Origin of the sequence: Pseudoalteromonas sp. S4741, assembly GCF_005886135.1 — a bacterium.
Classification (GTDB): domain Bacteria; phylum Pseudomonadota; class Gammaproteobacteria; order Enterobacterales; family Alteromonadaceae; genus Pseudoalteromonas; species Pseudoalteromonas tetraodonis.
This window is the reverse complement of sequence record NZ_PNCN01000079.1, coordinates 1-25,283: the sequence shown is the minus strand read 5'-3', so window position 1 is coordinate 25,283 and position 25,283 is coordinate 1. Positions and strand designations below refer to the sequence as shown.

The following is a 25,283-nucleotide window of genomic DNA, read 5'->3' as shown; positions in this document are numbered from 1 at the left end:
ATAATAAAGGAAAACAATGGCAAAGTAATTAGTGAAAAATAGATAGCTTATAAAATGACACGCTTTGAGAGTTTACAACAGTTTATTAATACTCACTTTAGTGAGCAATCCTATGCGCTTAATGCAATAACTGCAGATGCCAGTTTTCGCCGTTATTATAGGTTAAACGCTGAAAATAAAAACTTTATTGTGATGGACTCCGATCCAAAAAAAGTTAACAACGTCCCTTATATTGCATTAAACAAGGTGTTTTCTGAGCAGGGGTTTTTATTGCCATCCATTATTCATAGTGACGAGCAGCAAGGTTTTTTTATTCTAAGTGATTTAGGTAGCACCCATTTAGCTGACTTGCTTGATGATGCCAATCGCAGCGAGTATTACCAGCAACTGATCAGTTTAAGTGCCAAGTGGGCAAAAACTCCAGCTGCGCCGTCAATGAATCCGTATGACCGTGACTTTATTGCATTAGAGTTGGATATTTTTAAAAATTGGCTGGTTAATGATTTTATTAGCGCAGAGCTCAGCGCTGAGCAGCAACAGACTTGGCAAACAAGCACAGCGCTGCTAATAAATACACTGCTTGAGCAACCCACAGTCACAATGCACCGCGATTATCACAGTCGTAATATTATGCGCTGCGAGCAGCAATGGGCGATTATTGATTATCAAGACGCGGTACAAGGCCCATTATGTTACGACTTAGTCTCACTTTTAAGAGACTGCTACTTTAAATTGCCTAAAGACGAGCTGAATCATTTACTTGAGTTTGGTTACGACGAATTTAAACGCCAAGGTTTAATAACTAACGAGTCATTTGCAGAATTTAAATATTGGTTTGATTTAACGGGTTTACAACGCCATTTAAAAGCGGCGGGTATTTTTTGTCGTTTATATTTGCGTGATGGTAAACAAGGTTACTTAGCAAACATACTCCCTACACTTGAATACGTAATAGAGGTGGCGGCACAATACCCTGAGCTTAGCGACTTATCGGCTTTGATAAAAACTAGCGTGGTGCCAAAGGTGCAACAGCGGTTAAAAGAGGAACAACCATGAAGGCGATGATATTAGCCGCTGGGCGCGGTAAACGTATGATGCCGCTCACCGCACAGTTACCTAAGCCTATGTTATGTGTAGCGGGAAAACCACTGATTGAGCATCATATTATGCGCCTAAAGGCTGCAGGTATTACTCAAATAATAATTAACCTTGCGTGGCAAGGAGATAAAATAAAAACCTATTTTGCTGATGGGCGCGCGTGGGGCGTGACTATAACCTATAGCCAAGAAGTGACGGGCGGGCTTGAAACCGCAGGCGGTATTATTCAAGCGCTTCCTTTACTTGGTGAGTCATTTATTGTGATTAATGGCGATGTTTACAGCGACTATGATGTCAGTGCATTAATGCAGCTACATTTACAGCCTAAAGAGGCGCACATTGTATTGGTTGAAAATCCTGCGCATAACCCAGAGGGTGATTTTACGCTAAGCCACTTACCTAATAGTGAACAGCGCTATACTTTTTCTGGTATTGGCCGTTATCAGGCTGATTTCTTTGAAGGGCTGGCCTCAGGTATTCGCCCGTTAGGGCCTTTACTGCGTGAAAAAATAAATGAACATTTAGTCTCCACTGAACTCTATATTGGCCAATGGGACGATATAGGCACACCAGAGCGTTTATCGGCTCTTAACCAACAATTAGCACCATAAGCTAAATATAAAACACTAGAGGTAAGTTTTAAAATGTGGGGAAAAATTCTCGGTTTCTGTTTTGGTTTTATGTTTGGCAAAATATTTGGCGCCATTTTAGGCTTATACCTAGGTCATATGTTTGATAAAAGTCTAAAGAAAGACTTTGATCAGGCTGGCGGCTTCTCTAACCTTTTTAAAGGCGATGATGTTAACGAACGCCAAGCACTGTTTTTTTCTAGCTGCTTTGCGGTAATGGGACATATTGCCAAGTCGAATGGCCGTGTTAGCGAAACCCACATTAAAGCAGCGACGCTGTTTATGGATGAAATGGGCTTAAAAGGCGAAGAGCGCCGTGAAGCGCAGCAGGCGTTTCAATCGGGTAAAGACAGCGACTTTTCTCTCAAAGACACGGTTTATGACTTTAAAGAACGTTTTGCTAAACGTTATGATTTACTGCAGTTATTTTTAGAAATTCAAATCCAGATGGCGTTTTCTGACGGGGTACTTGCTGCACAAGAAAAGCAATTACTGCAAGAAGTTAGTAAGCAGCTAGGTGTGTCTAAAGCACACTTTGCCTTTGTATTAAAGCGTTATCAAGCAGAGTTTAACTTTAGGCAGCAACAACAGCGTTTTAAACAGCAGCAAAGCCAAAGTAGCAGCTACCGTGAAGGCTCAGGGCATCATGTACCGCCAAGTAATGATATGAACCGTTCGCAAGCATTGGCCTTATTAGGGTTAAATAAAGACGCATCGCAACGTGATATTAAAGTAGCCTACCGAAAGCTCATGGCTCAGCACCATCCTGATAAGCTCGTATCGCAAGGGTTACCTAAGCATATGATGGAAGTCGCGGTTAAAAAAAGCCAAGATATTCAAGCGGCATACGAGTATTTAAAAAAGGCGGCGTAAAAACCCGTCTATTTCTTTGCTTAGCCGTGCATGTTGCTGCGGCGCATCGCGTAATCCAAACAACTGACGTTGGCGATAATCAAACTTTGCATTTCGATTAACCCAACGCTGACGGTTTTTAAGGTTCATTAAGATACCATTACTGTCTGTAGCAAAATAAATATCTAACAAAGCAGGGGCGACCAAAGATGTTATTTGGCTTAACTTTGCATTGCGTTTTGTATTAGGAAGGTAGCTACTTAAACTAATGAAGGCGTTTATTCTTGAGTCTGAAAATTCAGCGTAGTGCTCCAACAACACCCCAGCACTGGTGCCTTGTGCAATAACAACAATATTCTCAGACTCCATCGCAGCTTGTTGGTATAAAGCTTTGTAGCGAGCGACTAGTTTTAATTTATAGTTATCTACCACTTCAGTATTTACTTGTTCAACATAGTCAGCATGATGGGGCTGTTTTTGTGTACTGGTGTCTGGCTTAGTATTTGCGTTGGCTGTTTCATTATTTTTGCCCACAGGATCATTAATCGTTTTTGCTGCATCATCTTGAGCTGCTTGCCAATCAATATCAGGAACTGTCATTGCATAAGAGGTATACCCTTGATTATTCAGCTCTTTACGTAAAAAATTTATGCCTGCATTGTTTGTAGGCGTTGATTGCCAGTCAGGAATAAGTATTACAACCCCTCTAAAGTCGGCACTTATATATTCACTGTATAAAGTTAAAAACTCAGTATCACCAGCTAAAATAGGCTTTACTTCATCATTTTGGGCTAGGCGGGAGATATCCGCATCAATATTTTTTGAAAAGGGAGGAGGAGCGATATACTCAGCACTCAGTGCTTGAAAACCGATTAACGTACAGCCAAGCACAAAAGTAGTAATAATGGCTTTAAACATCTGCGGAATAAACATAAATAAGCTTTTTATTTAAATCTTATTTATGTATCGGCGAAGCACGCTTAAAGTTTAGCTATTTACAGTAAATAGCTAAAAGATTAATCCGTGTTAAAACTCGCTCTCAGCTTCAAAAGTAAGTACTTGCTCCGTTACAGGGTGTTTTAGTTGTAGCATTTGTGCATGTAGCTGTAACCGAGGAGCAGCAGCAAGTGCGTCTTTATGGGCGTAGAGGCGATCGCCTAAAATAGGGTGGCCTAAGCTTAGCATGTGCACGCGCAGCTGATGTGAGCGCCCTGTAATAGGAGTAAGCTCTACACGGGTTGCCTGTGCTTCACGTTCAAGCACTTTAAAATGAGTGAGCGAAGGTTTGCCATTGTCATGATCAACCATTTGCTTAGGACGATTCGGCCAATCACAAATAAGCGGTAAGTCAACTGAGCCGGTTTCAGTTTCAAGTTGTCCGTATACTCGTGCAATGTAACGTTTTGCTGTTTCGCGCTCTTGAAATTGCATACTTAAATGCCGATGAGCGGCTTTGTTCATTGCTAAGCAAAGTATGCCTGAGGTAGCCATATCTAAACGGTGAACAATTTTAGCACTAGGAAAAACACGATTGACGCGATTGATTAAACTATCGGCATGTTTTGGGTCTTTACCTGGGACGGTGAGTAACTCGCTAGGCTTATTTACAATAAGTAAATCATCGTCTTGAAACAGTATAGTTAAATACGGGCTCATAGGGGGATTGTAATTAACTAACACAGCAGACCTCAGTGATTTTGAAGTGCGTTATTTTAGTGGAGCGAGGGCAAAGGCTCAAGTAAAAAGCGCGATATAAATATCGCGCTTTTTTCAATGCACACACTAGTTGATCTTTAACTAACGACTGACAGCTAGATTCTCTAGTGCGAAACCACAATCAAACGAATCGCATCAAGTTTTAACTGCGCTTTTTCAATATGTGCAGTTAGCTCATTGCGTTGTTTATCGTAAAAGGTAATTTCCTCTTGGCGAATGTTTGGATTAATTTGCTTCAGTGCAACTAATCGCTGTTGCTCTTCGCTTAACGATGTTTGCATTTTTACTAATGATTCAGCACGGATAACATCCAACTTTTGTTGCGCCATGTCTTTTGCGGTGTTGATCATCGGATGAACTGCACTTTGTAATGCACCAGCTAATTTACTCGCAGTTTGACGACCTACCGCAGATAGTTGCTGATTAAAGCCATCAAAACCAACATTTTCACCTAAGTTATTACTGCTCTTATCGAGTAAAATACGAATTGGCGTAGGGGGTAAAAAGCGGCCAACTTGCAGTGCTTTTGGTGCCATGGCTTCGGCAACAAATATTAGCTCAACAAAAAAGGTGCCTGGTGGTAACTTTTTGTTTTTAAGTAACGCCACCGATGAACTACCAAAATCATCATCACAAATCATATCCATAGTGCCTTGCACCATAGGGTGATCCCAACTAATAAAGTGCACATCTTCCTGAGAAAGCGCTGTATCGCGGTCAAAGGTTACTGTCATACCATCGTCTTTTAGCGATGGGAACGAAGCGTTTAACATGTGCTCAGTGGGCTTTAAAATAATGGTGTTTTCACCTTTATCTTCTTGGCTTACACCAAAGGTGTCGAACACGTTGATCATGTAGCTTGGCAGTTCAAACTGGTTGTCGAGCTTTTCAATGTCAGCCACAAGTGAATCAGCAGCACCCTGTCCCGATGAATGTAGCTCTAGCAAGCGATCTCGACCACTTTCCATTTGTTTACGTAATACTGCGTTTTTTTGTGCTACTTGCTCAAGGAGTGGATCTAGCTCATCTTCATCACAATTATGAGCTGCAATGTACTCAAGTAAATCTTCGCTGAACTCTTTATACAGCAACTGCCCAGTGGTTGATGTGCTTTCAAACGCATCTAAGCCTTCGTTATACCAACGCAGTAGTACTTCTTGTGCCGTGTTTTCGAAATAAGGCACGTGAATGTTCACATCTTGTGTTTGCCCTATACGGTCTAATCGACCAATACGTTGCTCAAGTAAATCGGGGTTGAGTGGTAAATCAAATAACACTAAGTGATGTGAGAACTGGAAGTTACGACCTTCTGAACCAATTTCTGAACACAGTAATATTTGTGCGTTATCGTATTCATCGGCAAAGAATGCCGCAGCGCGGTCACGTTCAATAATCGACATGCCCTCGTGGAACACAGAGGCTTTAATTGCTTCGCGTTCACGTAATATTTGCTCAAGGCTAATCGCTGTTTCGGCTTTAGCACAAATAAGAAGTACTTTTTCACGCTTGAGTGTTTTTAGCGTTTCAATTAACCAATCTACGCGAGGGTCAAATAATCCCCAACTTGCGCTTTCACCTTCAAATTCTTGAAATATTTTTTCAGGGAAAAGTGCACGTTGCGCACTGAGCTCGGCATTTTGAATGCCACTCATATTACCCAGTACGGTCATTGCTGTTTTGTATTGCTTAGGTAATGCCATTGGGTAGGCATGTAATTTACGGCTAGGGTAGCCATCAATGCCACTGCGGCTATTTCTAAATAATATGCGCCCAGTGCCATGGCGATCCAGTAACATATTGAGTATTTCTTTACGTGCAGCAAGGTCGCCTTGTTGGGCTTTTTCAAGGATATCGGTGATATCTGTTTCTTTTAATAGCTCAATTAATGTGGCTTTTGCGCTGTCATCCAGTGCTTGTTCTTGTAATAGCTGATTAGCAGCTTCGGCAACGTCTTTGTAGTTTGCTTCTTCTTCTTTAAACACGTCATAGTCGTAAAAACGATCTGGGTCGAGCAGTTGTAAACGAGCAAAATGACTACGATGACCCAGTTGATCTGGTGTTGCTGTTAATAAAATTAGCCCAGGAATATCTTGGCTCAGCTCAGCCATACGTTGGTATTCGGCACTGGGTTTATTGTTGTTAATGCTTAAATGATGCGCTTCATCGATTACTAATAAATCCCAGTCGGCCAACGTAGCTTGTTCAAACCAGCGTTTTTTCTTGGTTAAAAACTCAAGGCTAGTAAGTACCAGTTGCTCGGTATCAAATACATTGGGTGAATCAGCAAACGCTTCGTCGCAGCGTTCTTCATCAAAAATTGAAAAACGTAAATTAAAACGGCGTAGCATTTCTACTAACCATTGGTGTTGTAAGTTCTCAGGCACAACAATAAGTACACGGCTGGCACGACCGGTGATAATTTGTTGATGTAAAATCATGCCCGCTTCGATGGTTTTACCTAAGCCTACTTCATCAGAAAGTAATACCCGTGGTGCAAAACGTTTACCGACTTCTTGAGCAATATAAAGCTGATGCGGAATAAGGTTAGCGCGTTGACCGATTAAGCCTTTAAGAGGTGATTGCTGACGTTCAAACTGATGTAACCAGGTTTGATAGCGCAAAGTATACCGATCAAAACGGTCTACTTGGCCTGCAAATAAGCGGTCTTGCGGTTTATTGAACTTGATAAAGTGATCTAAAAAAGTTTCTTTTAATTGTACTTTTTCACCGTTATCAACACGCTCTCCGTGATAGCACAGTAACTCACCCTGCACTTCAATAGACTCGACTTGTAATTCCCATTCTTCAACGCTTCGGATCACATCCCCAGGATTAAATGCTACGCGGGTTACCGGTGCTTCTGCAGAAGAATAAACACGGTTTTCACCACTGGCAGGAAATAAAATACTGACCTGGCGGCCATCAATGGCAACAACGGTGCCCAATCCTAAATCTGACTCTGTGTCACTTATCCAACGCTGACCTAAGGAAAAATTCATGTATGTCTCGTCTATGAAGAAAAAGGCGGCTATGTTACCTGTTAGATAACACCACTGCAAGGCGCTATTTGCCTGACTTTTAATTAATTTTATAAGTATGAATTATTACCAACCCTAAGCGCTCATTAGTGCGTCGATTTTTGGAAAATTCAAACTAAATGATATTTGTCATAAAACAGACTTTTATGACAAATAGACTAAACTCAAATTATATCTAAGTAATTAATCAAGTTTATTAGTAACCACTGATTAGTTTATTGGGTATAGCATAAAAATCATAAAACGTAAGGAAAGTACTATGGGAAAAGCTTCAAATTTTGATAGTAAAATGTATGTGCTAGATACCAATGTATTACTTCACGAACCCCTCGCGTATTTGTCATTCCAAGAGCACCAAGTGGTTATCCCAATGACCGTATTGGAAGAACTTGATCATATAAAAGATAGAAAACACGATGTGAGCCGCGATGCGCGAGTGGCTATTCGTGGCCTTGATGGGGTGTTGAGTCAGGCAACTCCCGAACAAATGCTACAAGGTGTGGCGCTGCCAAGGAATAAAAAAGGCGGATCGACAGGCAGCTTAATTATTGTAAACGACCATTTATTTGCCGATTCTATTTCTGGTTTGCCGGGCAATGAAAACGACCATCGTATTATTAATTGTGCGGTGCATTTACAAAACCAGCATAGCGATAAAAAAGTCATATTAGTAACTAAAGATATTAACATGCGCTTAAAAGCCAAAGGGGCGGGGCTTAAATATGTTGAAGACTATCGTACTGATCAGTTAATTGACGATATTGATTTACTCACCAGTGGTTATAAAAAAATTGAGGGCGATTTTTGGCAGCACGTCGGTCAGTGTAATACTGAGCAACACGGACGCGAAACAGTTCATCATATCCCTAAAGATTTAATTCCTGATGTGTTTTGTAATGAATATTTACTTGATGATGGCGATCAGTTTGCCGCTAGAGTTAAATCGTATGATGGTGAGCATATTACCATTAAAGATATTGGTGCAGAGCGGTTGATGCATCAAAGTGCATGGGGAATAAAACCAAAAAATATTTACCAAGCAATGGCTCTTGATGCCTTGCTCGACACGTCTATTGAGCTTGTTATTTTAACCGGCCCAGCGGGATGTGGTAAAACTTTACTGGCACTTGCGTGTGCGCTAGAGATGGTGATTGAAAAAGGTATTTACGACAAAGTCATTGTAACCCGTAATACCCCTGAAATTGCAGAATCAATTGGCTTTTTGCCTGGTACTGAGGAAGAAAAAATGGCGCCTTGGTTGGCTGCCATAACCGATACCTTAGAAGTGCTGCATAAAGGTGATGAAAACCCAATTTCGAGCCGTAATTACATTATGGAAAAAGCCAACATTCAGTTTAAGTCGGTGAATTTTATGCGCGGACGCAGTATTCAAAATGCGGTGGTGATTTTACAACCCCGAATTGGAAAGATTTTAAAGTTTTTACCCCCTTGTTTTTATTGGCCTGTAGAAAAAGTAAAAAGAATTTCTCTAAACATGGATTTTTGTAACGACTTTAAGCATTCCCACAATAGCCAATCTTTACAGAGTATTTGTTATTTGGGATGTAAGTACAACACGCATTCTAGCAACGATGCAAACTTTTGGAGGGCTGCGTCATGAAAAGCTCTGTTGAAAACCGAAACCCTCGTGTTCTTGACACGTCTGCGTTGGTTCATGATCCAAAAAGTATCCTGTCATATCAAGATGATATTTACATCTGTCTAACAGTTCTAGAAGAATTAGATAACTTAAAAGAAAGAACTAACAAATCGGTTAGTGCTGATGCTCGTGTATGTATTCGTATGCTTGAAGATATAATAAATGGGCACAGTGCAGAAGAGATGGAAGCTGGTATTCCACTGCCTTCTACTGAAACAGCTAAACGAGGAAAACTGTTTATTGGAATTGATACCCAGCTCGATATGGCTAAAGAGTTAAAGCACGGTATTGGAAGTGACGCTGACAATAGAATAATTAACTATGCACTGTATCTTCAGAAGGACTTAGATAAAGACGTAGTAATTGTTAGCCGTGACATTAATATGCGCTTGAAAGCTCGAACCGTAGGGGTCATGGCAGAAGACGTTGCCGTAGATAATCAAATATCAGATATTGATCTTTTATACACAGGGGTACAAGCCTTTAAAGGAGATCTTTTTGATCGAATTAAATCAGACAAAGACTTCAAGGTTTCAGGAGAAGTTTATACTTTCCCAATAAGTCTATTTAATGATGAAGTTCAGCCAAACATGTATTGGTACGATGAAGCTGGACACATTGGGCGAATTTCAGAAGTAACAGATACTGAGGTATTCACAAAGTTATTGCCTCGTAAACAAGAAAAAGTATGGGGCATTTTGCCTAAAAATCAGCGTCAGGCAGTAGCTTTAAGCCAATTAACAGATCCATATTATGACTTAAATATCATCCTTGGCCCTGCTGGCTCCGGAAAAACTTTTTTAGCAGTTGCTTCGGCGCTGCATCAAGTATTGGAGTTAAAAAAGTACAAAAAAATCGTTGTGGTGCGCTCCAGAGACTTTATGGACGATGATCCGGGGTTTTTACCCGGTGACCTGACAGAGAAATCAATGCCGTTATTAGCAGGTATAACAGATGCGCTTATATCAATGCATTCAGGTGATAACAATGAAGGTAATATTAGTGCAACTGTTGAGCATGTGATCGAAAAAGCCAATATAGAATTTACTAGTATGGCTTACTTCCGAGGTCGTTCAATAGACGATGCTGTTTTAATCATTGATGAAGCTCAAAACATGACTAGAGCGCAAATTAAGGGCATGTTAAGCCGTGGTGGCAAAAATTGTCGCACAATCGTGTTGGGCAACTTAGCCCAGATTGATGATAAGTTTGTCACACCCGCATCTTCAGGTGCTAGCGCGGCTGTTAACGTGTATAGAAACTATGAAAAAGGCTCAGTATTGATATTTGATGAAGTAGAGCGTAGTAGCTTGGCTGAATTCACTGAAAAGAACATGTAGGCATCAAACTACAATTCACATTTCCTTATAATATTGCGACAATAGCCACTGCTTTTTGCAGTGGCTTTTCAGAGAAGCCCGTTCCCACGAAAACAGGACGAAATGGATTTACTCTGAACTAAAAGATTAAATATTCACAAAAACTGAGTGACATAGGTGCGTGGCCTAGCGTTGCCGTTTTTTGGTGTATTGATGTCTTTTAATAAAGAAGACCTGCTAGTAAATATAAAAAGGCAGGCAAAACGATTATCTAAATTATTAACTATTCCCCTTGGACAAGCCCAAGAAGCCCTAGCTATTTGTCTGTATGACTGTAACAGTTACAGCGATTTACTAGTAAAAATAAAAGCTGAATCCTTTGACAACCCATTGATAGCACTGTCTGCTCTCTCACCAAACTCGGAAATATTTTTAGTAAAAATATTAGCTAGCCACCTAGATAGCATCATTGGAAATTTTGAAAAAAAATTTCCCGGTTCCAATATAAATGAAGAATTAGTCATATCCCTTTTCGGACTTAGCTTTGATGAGTTCAAAGCCAAAATTTCTGACTGATTTTGTACAAATCCGTAAGTTGCCATTTAAAAATTTAGCGATATTATGAGTGAAAGGTTGTGCGGACAGCCTACGCCTACACATGTTTTTCGCCTTGAAAAACGTGAACAGTGAAGCGGAGCATCCGTAAAAATTTGGTTATTTGAACAATAAATAAAGCAATGTGTTGGTAGGCCATTGTTTATTGGAAAGTTGTTTGGAGAACTAAGTGATCTCACTTTATCAATTAAAGAATAAGCTCAATAAACAAGCAAAAGAGTTTGCTGAGTTATTAGAGTTTCCTGATCTTTACGCCCAAGGCCTGTGGGCTAGAGGTGTTTATAACTGCCCTCATTTTTCTGATACCCATAAATATCTCTCTGAAGTATTTGAAAAGAAAAAGCTGGACTCAATTCTAAAGCACGATTCCCTGAAATATTTAATGATCAACGAATACGATGATCAAGAAATTATTGAATCGCTTCATAAAGAAATTGAGTCAATGGCAAACCGTATTGAAAGCCTGATGCTGGTAGATATCGAAACATTAGAGTTAGTTTCAGTGATATACCAAGTTTTAGGGTTGCCTGAAAATGCCAAGTTTATTGTAAATACAGGTGCAGACTTCCGCTTAGAGTGGCGACCATACTTTGATGCCTTTGATGATCCGTTGATAGTTCAATATGCAGATTTAAAAGTTCATGGTTGTTATTTCAGGCTAATCGCTTGCAAGTTTCCGTTTGAAAAGCTTTCCTTGGATGACATTAGAAAATACATGTACATCAATCATGTAAACCATAATGGTGAGTTTGAAGGCTGTATTTCTGAAGGAAATACATTTTCTAAGCATGTGCACTGGCTGGTGTTGACACTTGAATTATTCAGTAGCGGCAAAGTAAATAAGGCTCAGTTCAATCCAACAACCTTCAAAATCGAAGGTATGCGCTATTTGGTATATGGCTTCCCATTGATTCCTTCCTTTGTATCTGATTGGCACAAACCTGATTTATGTCTACGAGTCAAAAATCTAGATGGCGATCAGAAGTTCATTGTTCGTATCGAACAGCAAGATCTTGTTTTTTATGCGAGGCGCGTTGATACCAACTTTTTTAACACAATCGATTATGAAAAATACATTTCGTTGTATCAATCTAGTGTTCTGTCACATTTTGATGCTGACAACAATTTGCTTAAAGTTGATGGGGTTAAATATCTAAGTTTTTTTCGTCCTTTTTCTGTAGAAGATATGAAAGGAGTTCAAGCATGAGACCTAGAGTAAAACTAACCAACGCAAAACTTATCTCAATTCAATCTGATACAGAGGAAAAAGTTGAACGGGTGCTTTACGGCACATTTGCTGACGAAAATGAAAATGGTAAAGAAGGAGATGCTTTATTCACGATAAAGGTTTTGGAAATCAATGGTCTAGAAAGTAAGTGCTTTGGTGTTGACTTTTATATCTTAGATGCTGAATCTAAAGAGTTTGATGTAAATGCATTTGAGTTTAATTTAATGCATGAGTGTATGTATTCTCCTAATGAGTTATTAGAGCTGCGAGATATGCTCCCGGCTAGTTATTAGTAAGGGAATACGTTGGATAGAATATATTTAAAGGATGCCTACATAGTATCTGTTTACGACTATAAAGAATTTGAAAAAATATTTCTTGGCGAGTTTTTATCAGGGGGGGGATTGAAGATGAAACATTCAGGTTTCGGCCATTTCAGCAAATCGTGACTTCAAAGATTGTTAGCAAATCTGCTGATGAGGATAAGTTAGAAATATACACACATAGTGGGAGTTGTTATGTGATTGATGCTGACCATAAGTTAATTGATATTTCATTTGTTGAACTGGTTGTTATGAGAGCAGGAGCTTATTCGGCAGATCGAGTTTTAGAAATGAGAGAGCAACTTAAGTCTCAAAATAAAAGCCATTGAATAGCGAAGATAAGAAGTCTGATGAGATTATTATTTGTCACTTACCTCTTTGAAAAATTTGACGATAATCAAATATTCATAAATGTTTATACAGCATCAATTGACTTAGTCAAAAATTTGCATTAGTATTAGAGATGTATATTTGTAAGAGAATTTTATGTCTAAAGCATTTTCAAAAGTCTTAGTAATGACGCTTATGCTGGTTGCCTTTGTAGGGCAAGCATTTGCGTATTCTGCTATGCCTTGCGAAATGTCATCAGGTTCTCACGAATCACACATGAACATGAACATGAACATGGATCATGGTGATATGAATAAAAGCAGTAATGGTCAATCAGAAGATTGTTGTGACGTTGAATGTATTTGTCCTGCAAATGCTTGCTCATCTACGACAGTCCTAAATTCCAGTATTGATTCGACAGATATTCAAATATTCAGTGAATCTGTAGCTGCTCTGCAATCTAAACAACCTCATTCAATTTCCACTTCCCTTTATCGTCCACCAATTTTTGCCTAATACAGGATTAGTGCGTCCAAATTTCTCGCACATGTAATTAATTTTTCTGTTAGTCAATATAGCGTCGTAGCGCTATAGATATTTTCCAGCGATGTCTGGGGGCAAAAATGATCAATAAGTATTTAAAAATAGCAGTAGTAATGCTGCTTTCACCTGCGTTTGCAAACGCCAACGAACATAACCATGCACACAATAACGACGTAACACCTTTGGAGTTAATCGTTTATAAAACCCCTACTTGTGGGTGTTGTAAAAAATGGATAACTCATATTGAAGACAAAGGGATCGTTGCGCATTCCAAAGATTTCCGAAACATCGGCAACATCAAAACTAAGTATGGTATCAAACCTAATTACCGTTCATGCCACACGGCAGTGAGTAGAAATGGATTTGCCTTTGAAGGTCATATACCTGCTAAATTTATTCAGCAGTTCTTATCAGAAGAACATCCCAATGCGATTGGGCTTTCAGTTCCAGCAATGCCAGTTGGCTCTCCCGGTATGGAAGTCGATGACCGCTTTATGCCATACAACGTGTTAATTCTATTTAAAGATGGAACGAGCAAAGTCTATGCAAAAGTTAAGACATACGAGGAGCAATTCTAATGAAATTGAACTCTTCAAACCTTACTTCACTTTCAACTGCATTAATACTCGGCTTATCTGTATTCTCAGCTCAAGCTGAGAAAGTAGTGTCGCTTGAACAAGCTATCACCTTAGCTCAGCAAAATGATCCTTGGCTTCATGGTAGCCGATTGAAACAAAGTGCAGTTGAAAATAGAAGTATTGCTTCAGGTACTTTGCCTGATCCGAAAGTATCGCTAGGGATAATGAATTTACCAACAGATACTTGGGATTTAGATCAGGAAGGAATGACTCAGCTAAAGGTTGGCGTCTCTCAAATGTTTCCGAGAGGCGACAGTCTAGAGATCAAGAAAGACCAGTTACAAATTGAGTCCACGAAATTTCCACTGTTACGAGAGGATCGTAAAGCTAAGTTGAAAAGCCAAGTGTCACAACTTTGGTTAGATGCTTACTTAGCCCAACAAACTATTAAATTGATTGAAGATGATTGGTCTCTCTTTGAGCAGATGGCGGAAGTGGCTAAAGCTAGCTATTCAAACGTTGTTGGTAAAACTAGACAGCAAGATGTTATTCGTGCTCAGTTGGAAATCGTGCAGTTAGATGACAGATTAACTTCGCAAAAGCAGAAACTAGAAACGACAATCGCTCGTCTCAATGAGTGGCTTCATATTTACGATGCGGATCGTTTGAATGAATCATTCAACTTTGACGCGCAACCATTAGAGTTTAGCGTCTCAAAAGAATTGCCTTCGATTCAATTGAATAATCCAACAGTCCTAAAAGCATCTAATTACTCAAGAAATCTATTGGCTCAGGAGCTTTCGAATCACCCAGCCATACTTGCGATTGATATAAAACGCAAAGCTTCAGAAAAAGGAATTGAGTTAGCCAAACAGCAATATGAGCCGCAATGGGGTGTTAATGCTAGTTATGCCTATCGCGACAATATGCCCTCTGGTGATAGCCGAGCTGATTTATTTTCTGTTGGGGTAACGTTTGATTTACCCTTGTTTACCGAGAACAGACAAGATAAGCAAGTTGCAGCTTCTATTGCAGATTCAGAGACTATTAAAACCGAGAAACTATTACTGACAAAGCAAATGATCAGTGTTTTAGAAAAAGAACTAAGACAGCTTAAACGCTTATCAGATAGACAATCTATCTATCAAGAACAACTCCTTAAACAAACTCATGACCAAGCAGAAGCGTCATTGACAGCCTACACAAATGATGATGGCGATTTTGCCGAAGTTGTTCGAGCAAGAATTGCCGAATTAAATACCAGAATATCAGCTTTAAGAATTGATGTTGACGCACTTAAAACAGTTGCTCGTATCAACTATTTCTTTGCGCATTCTCAATCTAACTCAAATGCTGAACATAAGTCGATGCAAACTTCACACAAAACTAATCAGCACTTATCCAGTCAGCAATTTGGAGAAAAATAATGTCAACGAATACAAAAACAATTATTGCCATCATCATTGGGGCAGCACTTGGTGCTGGAGCATTGAGTTTATATCAAGGTACTGGCTCAAACAGTAATAGTAATGAAGCAACATCAGGAGAAAAAAAGCCTCTGTATTGGGTTGCACCGATGGATTCTAATTACCGCCGGGACAAGCCCGGTAAGTCGCCTATGGGGATGGATCTAATTCCAGTGTATGAGGAAGGATCATCTGGTGATGACTTTGGCCCCGGAGCAGTAAAAATTGCGCCTCATGTAGTGAATAACCTTGGGGTTCGCACTGCACCTGTTGAACTGAAAAATATGCATACTGAAATCTCAACGGTAGGTTATGTTCAATATGATGAAGATAAGCTAATTCATATCCACCCACGGGTTGATGGCTGGATTGATAAACTTTACATCAAAGCAGCAGGTAACCCTGTAGAGAAAGGGCAGCCTCTTTATACACTATATTCTCCTCAGTTAGTTAATGCTCAGGAAGAGCTGTTAATAGCGTTAAAGCGCAACAATAGTTCTTTAATTTCAGCAGCCAAAGATCGCCTAAAAGCGTTACAGCTTTCAGCAGACTTTGTTCAAAAGCTAGAAAAGACACGAAAGGTTCAGCAAACAATTACCTTTTATTCACCACAAGCAGGTGTTGTCGATGGTTTGAAGGTTAGAGAAGGTTTTTATGTAAAGCCGGGAAACACCTTATTAAGCATTGGCCAGCTAGATCAAGTTTGGGTTGAAGCAGAAGTGTTTGAACGTGACGCAGCCTTAATTAAAAAAGGACTTCCTGTATCAATGACACTGGATTATTTACCCGGTGAGGACTGGGCTGGTGTCGTTGATTATGTTTATCCAACATTGAACAGTAAAACACGCACACTCCGAGTGAGATTGAAATTTGATAACACAGACTATCAATTAAAACCAAATATGTTTGCACAAGTCTCTATTCACGCTAATCAAGCTGATAGCACCATCCTCGTGCCTAAAGAAGCCGTTATTAGAACAGGTAAACAGGACAGAGTAGTACTTGCGTTAGGTGATGGGCAATTTAAATCTATTGAAGTGACTATTGGCCGGGTTGATATCGACAGCATCGAAATATTAGACGGCTTAAATGAAGATGACGTTGTGGTGACATCTGCCCAATTCTTGATTGATTCTGAATCAAGTAAAAGCTCTGACTTTAAACGAATGACTCATGATGAAGTGCCTAACTCTGTTTGGATGCAAGGGGATGTTAATAGTGTTATGGCAGGGCACCGCATGGTTAATATTTCACATGGCCCTGCTGAAGCTTGGGATTGGCCTGAAATGGTTATGGATTTTACTGTGGCTGAAAAAGTCGATATTGACTCATTAAAGTCAGGTCAATCTTTGCACTTTGAAGTGAGCAAAACCGAAGAGGGTGGATATGAAGTTACTGGAATTCATATCATGAGTGAGCCTGCTGATATGAGTGAAGAAGTATCATCAGCAACAGTATCAGGTTTAATTAATGCGATTGATATTGATACACGGATTCTAAATATTAGCCGAGGCCCAATAGAGAAGTGGGATAGACCTGCTGCGACGATGGATTTTATCGTCGCGGACAATATAGAAATAGTTGATTTCAATGTTGGTGATAATGTCACTTTCACTTTTGAGGTTAGGGATGACTTAGTTATCACTGACATTTCTCTTGAATCAGATGAACAACACGGCAAGGAAAATAAGCCGGTCGTTGATCACTCGAATCATTAAGTTGGGAGAAAAATAATGATTGAATCAATTATTAGATGGTCAATTGGCAATCGCTTCTTTGTTATCTTAGCTACCTTAATTTTGATTGGTGGTGGGCTATTTTCAATAAAGAATACGCCTGTTGATGCACTACCAGATTTATCTGACGTTCAAGTAATAATTAAAACGAATTACCCCGGTCAGGCACCGCAAGTTGTTCAAGATCAGGTTACTTATCCACTGACAACTGCAATGTTGTCTGTTCCCGGCGCTGTTACTGTTCGTGGCTATTCATTTTTTGGTGACTCATTTGTTTACGTCATCTTTGACGAAGACACTGACTTATATTGGGCAAGGAGCAGAGTACTTGAATATTTAAGTCAAGTAGCCCCTTCACTACCCGCTAGTGCGCGTCCACAACTAGGGCCAGATGCGACAGGTGTTGGCTGGGTTTACCTATATTCTCTTGTAGATAAAACGGGCAACTTGGATATTAGCCAATTGCGTAGTATTCAAGATTGGTTCTTAAAATATGAATTGCAAACTGTCCCCGGAGTGTCAGAGGTTGCTGCCGTTGGTGGAATGGTTAAACAATATCAAATACAAGTCGATCCCGATAAGTTAAGAGCCTACGGTATACCACTTAGTCACATTCAAATGGCCCTTAAGCGTGGTAACCAAGAAACAGGTGCCTCTGTTGTTGAAATGGCTGAAGCAGAGTACATGGTTACCGCTACTGGCTATATCAAAAGTATTTCAGATATAGAGTTGATCCCTCTCGGTGTGAACGAACAAGGAACGCCGCTTACTATTGGCGATGTGGCAGAAGTTAACTTAGGTCCACAAATGAGACGGGGCATCGCGGAACTTAATGGTGAAGGAGAAGTTGTTGGTGGTGTGGTTGTTATGCGCTTTGGTGAAAACGCACAAAAAACCATTGATGGAGTAAAAGCCAAATTAGAAGAGTTAAAAAAAGGTTTACCCGAAGGAGTTGAAATAGTTACGGTTTATGATCGCTCTGGCTTAATAGGAGAGGCGGTAGAAAACCTATGGAGTAAATTGCTCGAAGAGCTTGCTGTCGTCGCGATTGTATGTGTTGCATTTCTGTTTCATTTGCGATCTTCGATTGTTGCAGTTGTCACTCTACCTATTGGCATCTTAGCTTCATTTATCATCATGCATATGCAAGGTATCAATGCGAATATTATGTCATTAGGTGGTATCGCTATTGCAATTGGTGCGATGACAGATGGCGCAATAGTGATGATTGAAAATATGCATAAACATATGGAAAAGACACCGCTAACAGATGAAAATCGTTGGCAAATAGTCTCAAAGGCGGCAAGTGAAGTCGGTCCTGCATTATTCTTTAGTTTGCTCATCATTACAGTCTCATTCTTGCCTGTATTTATTTTGGAAGCGCAAGAAGGAAGAATGTTCTCTCCTCTTGCTTACACAAAAACATATGCAATGGCTGCATCAGCAGGCTTAGCGATAACATTGGTGCCTGTATTAATGGGGTACTTTATTCGAGGCAAAATTGTTTCAGAAAAGAAAAATCCGTTAAACCGATTGCTAATTGCTATTTACATGCCTGTTTTAAAGCAAGTCATGAAGTTTCCAAAATCGACAATTGTAGCAGCAATATTAGTGACTATCGTCGGTTTTTGGCCTGTTGATAAGATTGGTAGCGAGTTTATTCCTCCTCTAGATGAAGGAGATTTAATGTACATGCCGACTACATATCCGGGGATCTCTATTGGTAAGGCAAGAGAAATTCTACAGCAGACAGACAAGCTAATTAAAACAGTGCCAGAAGTTGAAACAGTATTTGGTAAAGTAGGAAGAGCTGAAACTGCAACTGATCCCGCGCCTCTAACTATGATTGAGACCTTCATTCAGTTGAAGCCTCAAGAAGAGTGGCGTGAGGGAGTTACAACAGAATCTTTAAAAGCTGAGTTTGATAAGTTGGTTAAGTTTCCGGGCTTGACGAATGCTTGGGTTATGCCAATCAAAACTCGTATTGATATGTTGGCAACAGGTATTAAAACGCCTGTGGGTATTAAAGTCGCCGGACCAGAGCTTGATGTGATTCAGGAAATCGGCCAACAAATAGAGCAAATTTTACCCGAAGTTACAGGCACAGCATCAGTTTACTCAGAGCGAGTTGCAGGTGGACGATATATCAAGGTTGATATTTCACGCGATAAGGCAAGTCGCTTTGGGTTAAACATCGAAGATGTTCAACAAGTGGTTTCTACAGCTATTGGTGGTATGAACGTTACCCAAACGGTAGAAGGTCAAGAGCGTTACCCTGTTAACTTACGCTATCCGCAAGACTATCGAGACTCTCCTGAGCAGCTATCACGATTACCTGTTGTAACACCAAGTGGTCAACGCATTGCACTAGGTGATGTCGCAGATATTCGAGTTGAGAACGGTCCGCCGGGGATTAAGAGTGAAAATGCTCGTTTAAATGGCTGGACGTTTATCGATATAGACGGTGTTGACGTAGGTACTTATGTTGAAAGTGCAAAAATACACTTGGCTAATAATCTAAAACTACCAGCAGGTTATTCAATTACTTGGGCTGGGCAATACGAATATATGGAAAGAGCGAAAGAAAAGCTCACCTATGTATTGCCTTTAACACTCGCCATTATTGTTATTCTACTTTACTTAAACTTCAGAGCGTTTAGTGAGGTGGCTATCATTATCGTTACCTTGCCGATGGCGATGATTGGTGGCTTATGGTTGATGTATCTGGAAGGGTTTAACTTCTCTGTGGCTGTTGGCGTGGGCTTTATTGCTCTAGCTGGGGTAGCGGTTGAGATTGGTGTGATAATGTTGGTCTATCTCAATCAGGCACTTGCTGAGCTTAAGGAAAAAGCGAAAGAGCGAGCAGAACTCATCTCAGAAGATGAATATCAAGATGCCTTATTGCACGGTGCTGGATTACGTGTTCGTCCTGTAATGATGACAGTAGCGACAATCATTATCGGCCTAATGCCTATTTTATATGGTACAGGAACAGGCTCTGAGGTAATGAGTCGTATTGCTGCACCAATGGTAGGTGGGATGACAAGTGCAGTCCTGCTAACTCTAATTGTTTTACCCGCGATTTATTCAATCGTTAAAAAGCCCGAAGTAAACGCCTTTAACAAGGAACTTTCTAACTCGGAGCTAAAAAACAATGCTTAGAAAAGCTAGGAAGTACCATAAATGGCTAATGGCATTTGTCGGAATACAATTCCTCTTCTGGTCTATTACAGGCGTGTATATGGTGACTATGGATATTCACTATATACACGGCGAAACCTTGGCTAAGAGTGAGGAAGCCAAAATAGATTTAGCAAGTATGGATTACTCCATTGTAAAGCTAGCTGCGGATTATCCTAAAGCTAGCCAAGTTACACTTACTCAAAGTATGGGCCGTCCTTTGTATTCTTTTATTAATGGAGAAAATGGAAAAGTAGCAATAGATGCTAAAACTGGAGCTGTTCAGGCACTTGTAGATGAAATCAAGGCTAAAGAAATCGCACAATACCATTATGCGCTGAATCATCAAATCGACAGCGTAAGGTTGATTAAGTCAGCGACAAACTTGCCTGCTGAGTTGTCCCCAAGGCATTTACCTGTTTGGAGAGTGACGTTTGAGCAATTCTCCACACCGACATTTTATATAAGTCAACAAACAGGATCACTTGTTGCCAAGCGTCATGATTACTGGCGATTGTTTGATTGGATGTGGCGGTTCCACATTATGGATTACTATGATGGAGAAAACGTATCTAACTGGTTTTTGTTCTTGGTCGCAACTCTAGGTCTAATGGGAGCAATTACTGGCGCAGTATTGACTTATTACCGAGTGCTTTCCCCAAATAAAAAGGGAGTCATTTGATGCGACTATTTAAGTTAAATACAACGATACACAAGTGGCTTTCTTTATTTGTTGGTTTACAACTGCTTATTTGGTTGGGAACGGGCCTTTACTTCAATTTGATGGATCACAGTAAAGCCAGTGGTAATGAACTTAGAGTTCATTCTCATCATGAAGGTAGCATTACAGGCTTTGACCTATTCCCTATTAAAGACATTACTAGTAATGCTCCGCAGGAAGTAAACCTTATATGGGTTTTACATCAGCCTTACTATCATTTTGTGTTCGATAAGGGGCAGCATAGCTATCAAGAACGCCACTCAAAGCTATTTGATGCTGTAACAGGAAAGCCATTTAATTTGTCTGAAGAACAAGTACTAACTTTGGCAAAAAACTCCTACTCAGGACAGGGTAAGTTAACTACTCCAGTGTTATCTCAACCTCCGTTTTCTGATCACGTAAGGCAGCAAAATCCTATGTGGCAAGTTGCCGTTGAGGATGAGAACAATACAACTATTTATTTAGATAGTATTACAGGTCAAGTACTTCGCCATGCCAATGATGATTTCAGATTGAAAGATCTGATGATGAAGCTTCACTTTATGGACTATGGCAATTCTGGAGGATTTAACCATTGGTTGATCATTGCATTTGCTTTTGCAACGCTATTCCTTTCAATTACTGGTGTTACTTGGCTGATACAACAGTATCGAAGTGGTTTACTGAAGCTAGGTTGGGGCACTAACAGGCAAAAAGTGGCAGTGACGTTTTCCAATGAAAATACTATTACTGACATCTCAGCAGTTGGTCGCTCAACTGTACTAGAAGGGCTAGCTAGTTCACATGTATACCTTCCTTCAGGTTGCGGTGGTGGCGGTACTTGTGGCAAATGCGTGTTCTTAAGTTCAACTAAATTACCTATCACACTATCTGAACAGGAACATTTATCTCAGGAGCAACTTAAGGAAGGTTATCGGCTTGGATGTCAGCATAGGTTCTCTGAAATTAGTTCGATTGAAGTTAATACTGATCGCAATATTGAAAATCATGAGCTAGTTGTGGTTGCGACTAATTTCATTACTCCTTTTATCAAGGAAGTGAAATTTAAGCTGAAATCAGGCAAACAGTTGGCATTTAAAGCTGGTGCATATATGCAATTTGATGTGCCAGCAGGGATGAATAGCTTACGTCCAGATGATATGCCAGAGTGCTATGAAAAATACTGGGATAGCTACTATCATGGAAAATTTTCTCATAACGGTGTAACTCGCCACTACTCATTAGTTAACTTTGACGAGGAGTCTGATGAGTTAATGTTTAATATCCGTTGGCAGACCGCAAAGAATGGTTTTAAAGCAGGAATAGGTTCAAGTTATTTAGGTTCACTCCAAGTAGGTGAAACGATAACTGCAAAAGGCCCTTTTTCTGATTTTTATGCCACTTCAAATAAAAAAGTTAGTCGCGTGTTTATTGGTGCGGGTTCAGGACTTGCACCACTGAGGTCTATTATTTTTGAACAGTTGAAAAAGCATAAAGATAAAAGTGGTTTGACTCTTATCTATGGTGCGCGAACTGAAGATGACTTGCTATACCATAATGAATTGAAGTCACTGAGTGAGAAGCATAAAAACTTCTCTTATATTCCTACTCTTTCTAATCCTTCAGAAGAATGGCAAGGGCACTCAGGCTATGTTCAAAAAGTACTTCTGCCGTATATGAACCAAAAATCAGAACTGCTTTTGGCTGAGTTTTACTTGTGCGGTCCAGAAGCAATGATGAGTGAAGTGGAAAAAATAATTACAGATGCTGGGATTCCAAGTAATCAAATTTTCAAAGATAAATTTAGTCGTTAATCCATTAAATAAATAGAGGTATATATGAAAACATTAATTAAATTTTTAACCGTAATCAGTGTCGTTTTTAGTAGTGCGGTATTTGCGCATGTGCATCTTGAAAAAAGTGTGCCTGCTGATAATGCAATGCTAATGAATCCTCCAGAAGAGTTAACTTTGGTGTTCACCAAAGAGGTACGGGTTGTAAAAGTTTCATTGGCCAATAAACAAGGCGAAGAATTTAAATTTGGATTCGAGCCTTCTAAAGTCGCTACTAGCAAATTTACATGGAAACTACCTAAATTAGCTCCTGCAAACTATGCTGTGGATGTAACCTTCTTAGGTAACGATGGTCATAAAATGAAACATAGCTTCGGCTTTATGGTTCACTAAAATAGGCGGTGTGATTGATATGGAAATGTATATCTGGAATACAGTCATTGTACTGTCAAAAATTGTATTTTACGTCGGCTTTGCCTGTATTGCTGGTTATACATTTTTCAGGCAAATATTTGAGAATAATGAATCTCATACTAATGCTGTAATAGCGAATTTAACGTGGACAAGAACTTATATAGTTATGGCTTTGATCGCTAATATTACTTGGTTCTTTGCCAGTACTGGTGCAATGGCAGAAGAGGGAATTCAGGGGGCGATAGACGCTGATATATTGGCTATTATGTGGGACTCCTCTGTCGGCACTGGAGCTTTGCTTCGAGCGCTTGGGCTAGTTACCGCAATAATCGCTTTAGCTTTAAGGTTCAAACTCGCTGTGAACTCGTACTTAAAACAAAGCGCTTTAATGTTGAGTTTATTAATCCTTGCATACTCATTCACGTTACTGGGTCATATTTCTGAGTTAGGCACAATTGAAAAAGGCTTGCTTATTTTGCATGTGCTCGTTATGGCATGGTGGTTTGGGGCGTTATTGCCACTAAAACAGGCTTGCCATCAGCTAAGTTATGCAGAACTTCATTTGCTGATGGAAAGCTTTGGCAAACAAGCAAGTTTTACATTGAGCCTATTGTTGGTAGCAGGCCTCTGGCTCGTGATTCAATTGGTCGGAAGTCTTGATGCACTAATAAGCTCAAGTTACGGACAAACACTGTTGTTTAAATTGGCCCTTGTAGTGTCTATTTTGGCACTTGCTGCTAAACATAAACTAATACTCGTTCCACAACTTAAAAATAGTCAAGGCAGAGAGGCTTTATCTAAATCTATCTCGATAGAAATGGTAGTAGCTTTTGCCATTTTATCTGTAACGGCTGGGCTTACTAGTGTTGTTGGCCCTGCAAATTAAAACCTAAAAGAGAAAATGAAAATGAAAACAATAAATATCCTACTCGTTTTATTAATGACGTTTAGTTTCGCAGCAAACGCTCATGGTGATAAGAATAAAGACAAAGGATTGTTTAAAGGTGTAGATACACCAGCCGCAAAAGTTGTTTTGGCATTTCATCAAGCACTTGAAACTGGCAATCAAAAACAGGCTAGAGCGCAGTTAGCGGATGATGTCACCATTTTCGAGGGAGGCCGCGTTGAAAGGAGCGCTGATGAATATGCTCATCATCATATGTTGTCGGATATGAAGTATTTAGCAGCGATGAAGAGCGACACACTTGAACATCAAGTGACGATACTTGGAAATACAGCTATCTCTGCCTCGCGTAGTCAAACTAAAGGTACTTACAATGGTGAAGAACGTGATTATCAAGGGATGGAAACAATGGTTCTCGAAAAGCAAAACGGTGAATGGAAAATTAAGCACATTCATTGGTCACACTAATTTATTGGTCAAACCTCGGAGAGTAAAATGAGAAACAACAATCCATTACATCAAATTTCTACACCGCGTAGACGCTTTGTACAAGGTTTAGCTGCTGGCGGTATATTAGCTGCTTTTCCAAGCATTCTTCATGCTGCTTCATCTTTAGTGGCTGGAACAATAACAGGTACTGTGCCCGAACTAAGTGGAGAAATAATAGATCTGGTGATAGATGAGTCACCCGTAAACTTCACAGGTGTTGTAAGAATGGCTACAACAATCAATGGCTCAATACCAGCTCCTACCTTGCGCCTCAGAGAAGGTGATGACGTTACTATCAGGGTAACTAATAAATTATCAGTGCCGAGTTCAATTCATTGGCATGGGATCATTCTTCCGTATCAAATGGATGGCGTACCGGGTATTAGCTTTAAAGGTATAATGCCGGGTGAAACCTTTGTTTATAAATTTAAGCTGCAACAAAGCGGCACATATTGGTATCACTCACACAGTGGCTTTCAAGAAATGACAGGTATGTACGGCGCATTAATTATTGAGCCAAGAGAAAAGGATATTATTAGTGCTGACAATGAGCATGTTATCCAATTGTCTGATTGGACTGATGATGACCCAATGGATTTGTTCCGCAAGTTAAAAGTACAGAGCGATGTATTTAACTTTAATCAACCTACTGTTCCAGAGTTTTTTGATGAC

Annotated in this window: 23 protein-coding genes; 20 read left to right on the top strand and 3 right to left on the bottom strand. The window is 39.9% G+C overall.

Annotation, left to right across the window (positions count from 1 at the left end):
- Window positions 1-54 precede the first annotated feature (54 nt).
- From CWC30_RS12220 to djlA, 3 genes are read left to right on the top strand one after another with little or no spacing between them, the layout of a single operon-like run.
- Entirely contained in the window at window positions 55-1,056 is a 1,002-nt protein-coding gene (locus tag CWC30_RS12220; RefSeq protein ID WP_069439842.1) for an aminoglycoside phosphotransferase family protein, read from the top strand.
- A complete protein-coding gene (gene murU, locus CWC30_RS12215; protein WP_138627214.1) occupies window positions 1,053-1,709 on the top strand; it encodes an N-acetylmuramate alpha-1-phosphate uridylyltransferase MurU in 657 nt (218 codons plus the stop codon). The genes CWC30_RS12220 and murU overlap by 4 nt, the downstream gene beginning before the upstream one ends.
- 33 nt (window positions 1,710-1,742) lie before the next feature.
- Window positions 1,743-2,600: a co-chaperone DjlA gene (gene djlA, locus CWC30_RS12210; RefSeq protein WP_138627213.1), complete on the top strand. Its 858-nt coding sequence runs from the start codon at window positions 1,743-1,745 to the stop codon at window positions 2,598-2,600.
- Here the strand turns inward: djlA and CWC30_RS12205 are convergent.
- From CWC30_RS12205 to rapA, 3 genes are all read right to left on the bottom strand, one after another.
- Window positions 2,583-3,512 (bottom strand): DUF3530 family protein, encoded by a 930-nt coding sequence (locus CWC30_RS12205; protein WP_138627212.1) that lies wholly within the window; start codon window positions 3,510-3,512, stop codon window positions 2,583-2,585. The genes djlA and CWC30_RS12205 overlap by 18 nt on opposite strands.
- Window positions 3,513-3,605: 93 nt before the next feature.
- Window positions 3,606-4,259 carry a bifunctional tRNA pseudouridine(32) synthase/23S rRNA pseudouridine(746) synthase RluA gene (gene rluA, locus CWC30_RS12200; protein ID WP_028835629.1) on the bottom strand — a complete coding sequence of 218 codons (654 nt, stop codon included), beginning with the start codon at window positions 4,257-4,259 and terminating at the stop codon, window positions 3,606-3,608.
- A 140-nt stretch (window positions 4,260-4,399) separates the two neighbouring features.
- A complete protein-coding gene (gene rapA / locus CWC30_RS12195; protein ID WP_069439844.1) occupies window positions 4,400-7,294 on the bottom strand; it encodes an RNA polymerase-associated protein RapA in 2,895 nt (964 codons plus the stop codon).
- A 298-nt stretch (window positions 7,295-7,592) separates the two neighbouring features.
- Between rapA and CWC30_RS12190 the strand changes: the two genes are divergently transcribed.
- The 17 genes from CWC30_RS12190 to CWC30_RS12115 all read left to right on the top strand — a co-directional run.
- Window positions 7,593-8,954, top strand: coding sequence for a PhoH family protein (locus CWC30_RS12190; RefSeq protein ID WP_138627211.1), 1,362 nt, complete (start codon window positions 7,593-7,595; stop codon window positions 8,952-8,954).
- Window positions 8,951-10,333, top strand: coding sequence for a PhoH family protein (locus CWC30_RS12185; protein ID WP_008464132.1), 1,383 nt, complete (start codon window positions 8,951-8,953; stop codon window positions 10,331-10,333). The genes CWC30_RS12190 and CWC30_RS12185 overlap by 4 nt, the downstream gene beginning before the upstream one ends.
- A 192-nt stretch (window positions 10,334-10,525) precedes the next feature.
- Entirely contained in the window at window positions 10,526-10,888 is a 363-nt protein-coding gene (locus tag CWC30_RS12180) for a hypothetical protein (protein WP_024595179.1), read from the top strand.
- Window positions 10,889-11,096: 208 nt separating this feature from the next.
- Complete coding sequence (locus CWC30_RS12175) at window positions 11,097-12,134, top strand: hypothetical protein (RefSeq protein WP_013465892.1); 1,038 nt, start codon at window positions 11,097-11,099, stop codon at window positions 12,132-12,134.
- Window positions 12,131-12,448: a hypothetical protein gene (locus CWC30_RS12170; RefSeq protein ID WP_008109627.1), complete on the top strand. Its 318-nt coding sequence runs from the start codon at window positions 12,131-12,133 to the stop codon at window positions 12,446-12,448. The genes CWC30_RS12175 and CWC30_RS12170 overlap by 4 nt, the downstream gene beginning before the upstream one ends.
- Before the next feature lie 227 nt (window positions 12,449-12,675).
- Complete coding sequence (locus CWC30_RS19075) at window positions 12,676-12,807, top strand: hypothetical protein (protein ID WP_008467834.1); 132 nt, start codon at window positions 12,676-12,678, stop codon at window positions 12,805-12,807.
- Window positions 12,808-12,964: 157 nt separating this feature from the next.
- Window positions 12,965-13,324 carry a hypothetical protein gene (locus CWC30_RS12165; protein WP_004589251.1) on the top strand — a complete coding sequence of 120 codons (360 nt, stop codon included), beginning with the start codon at window positions 12,965-12,967 and terminating at the stop codon, window positions 13,322-13,324.
- A gap of 107 nt (window positions 13,325-13,431) precedes the next feature.
- The gene (locus CWC30_RS12160) at window positions 13,432-13,929 is read left to right on the top strand and encodes a DUF411 domain-containing protein (protein ID WP_004589252.1); all 498 of its coding nucleotides are present in this window, start codon (window positions 13,432-13,434) and stop codon (window positions 13,927-13,929) included.
- Window positions 13,929-15,356, top strand: coding sequence for a TolC family protein (locus CWC30_RS12155; protein WP_004589253.1), 1,428 nt, complete (start codon window positions 13,929-13,931; stop codon window positions 15,354-15,356). Before CWC30_RS12160 ends, CWC30_RS12155 begins: the two co-directional genes overlap by 1 nt.
- Window positions 15,356-17,113 (top strand): efflux RND transporter periplasmic adaptor subunit, encoded by a 1,758-nt coding sequence (locus CWC30_RS12150; RefSeq protein ID WP_076923063.1) that lies wholly within the window; start codon window positions 15,356-15,358, stop codon window positions 17,111-17,113. The genes CWC30_RS12155 and CWC30_RS12150 overlap by 1 nt, the downstream gene beginning before the upstream one ends.
- A 15-nt stretch (window positions 17,114-17,128) precedes the next feature.
- The gene (locus CWC30_RS12145) at window positions 17,129-20,293 is read left to right on the top strand and encodes an efflux RND transporter permease subunit (RefSeq protein WP_076923062.1); all 3,165 of its coding nucleotides are present in this window, start codon (window positions 17,129-17,131) and stop codon (window positions 20,291-20,293) included.
- A gap of 88 nt (window positions 20,294-20,381) precedes the next feature.
- Complete coding sequence (locus CWC30_RS12140) at window positions 20,382-20,993, top strand: PepSY domain-containing protein (RefSeq protein ID WP_232311327.1); 612 nt, start codon at window positions 20,382-20,384, stop codon at window positions 20,991-20,993.
- Window positions 20,993-22,825 carry a 2Fe-2S iron-sulfur cluster-binding protein gene (locus CWC30_RS12135; RefSeq protein WP_024596190.1) on the top strand — a complete coding sequence of 611 codons (1,833 nt, stop codon included), beginning with the start codon at window positions 20,993-20,995 and terminating at the stop codon, window positions 22,823-22,825. The genes CWC30_RS12140 and CWC30_RS12135 overlap by 1 nt, the downstream gene beginning before the upstream one ends.
- 24 nt (window positions 22,826-22,849) lie before the next feature.
- Complete coding sequence (locus CWC30_RS12130) at window positions 22,850-23,197, top strand: copper resistance CopC family protein (RefSeq protein WP_004589258.1); 348 nt, start codon at window positions 22,850-22,852, stop codon at window positions 23,195-23,197.
- Between the two features lie 19 nt (window positions 23,198-23,216).
- Entirely contained in the window at window positions 23,217-24,104 is an 888-nt protein-coding gene (locus tag CWC30_RS12125) for a CopD family protein (protein WP_024596191.1), read from the top strand.
- A 15-nt stretch (window positions 24,105-24,119) separates the two neighbouring features.
- The gene (locus tag CWC30_RS12120) at window positions 24,120-24,590 is read left to right on the top strand and encodes a YybH family protein (protein WP_024596192.1); all 471 of its coding nucleotides are present in this window, start codon (window positions 24,120-24,122) and stop codon (window positions 24,588-24,590) included.
- A 27-nt stretch (window positions 24,591-24,617) separates the two neighbouring features.
- On the top strand, window positions 24,618-25,283 hold a 666-nt coding region (locus CWC30_RS12115), incomplete at its 3' end, for a multicopper oxidase domain-containing protein (RefSeq protein WP_171034714.1).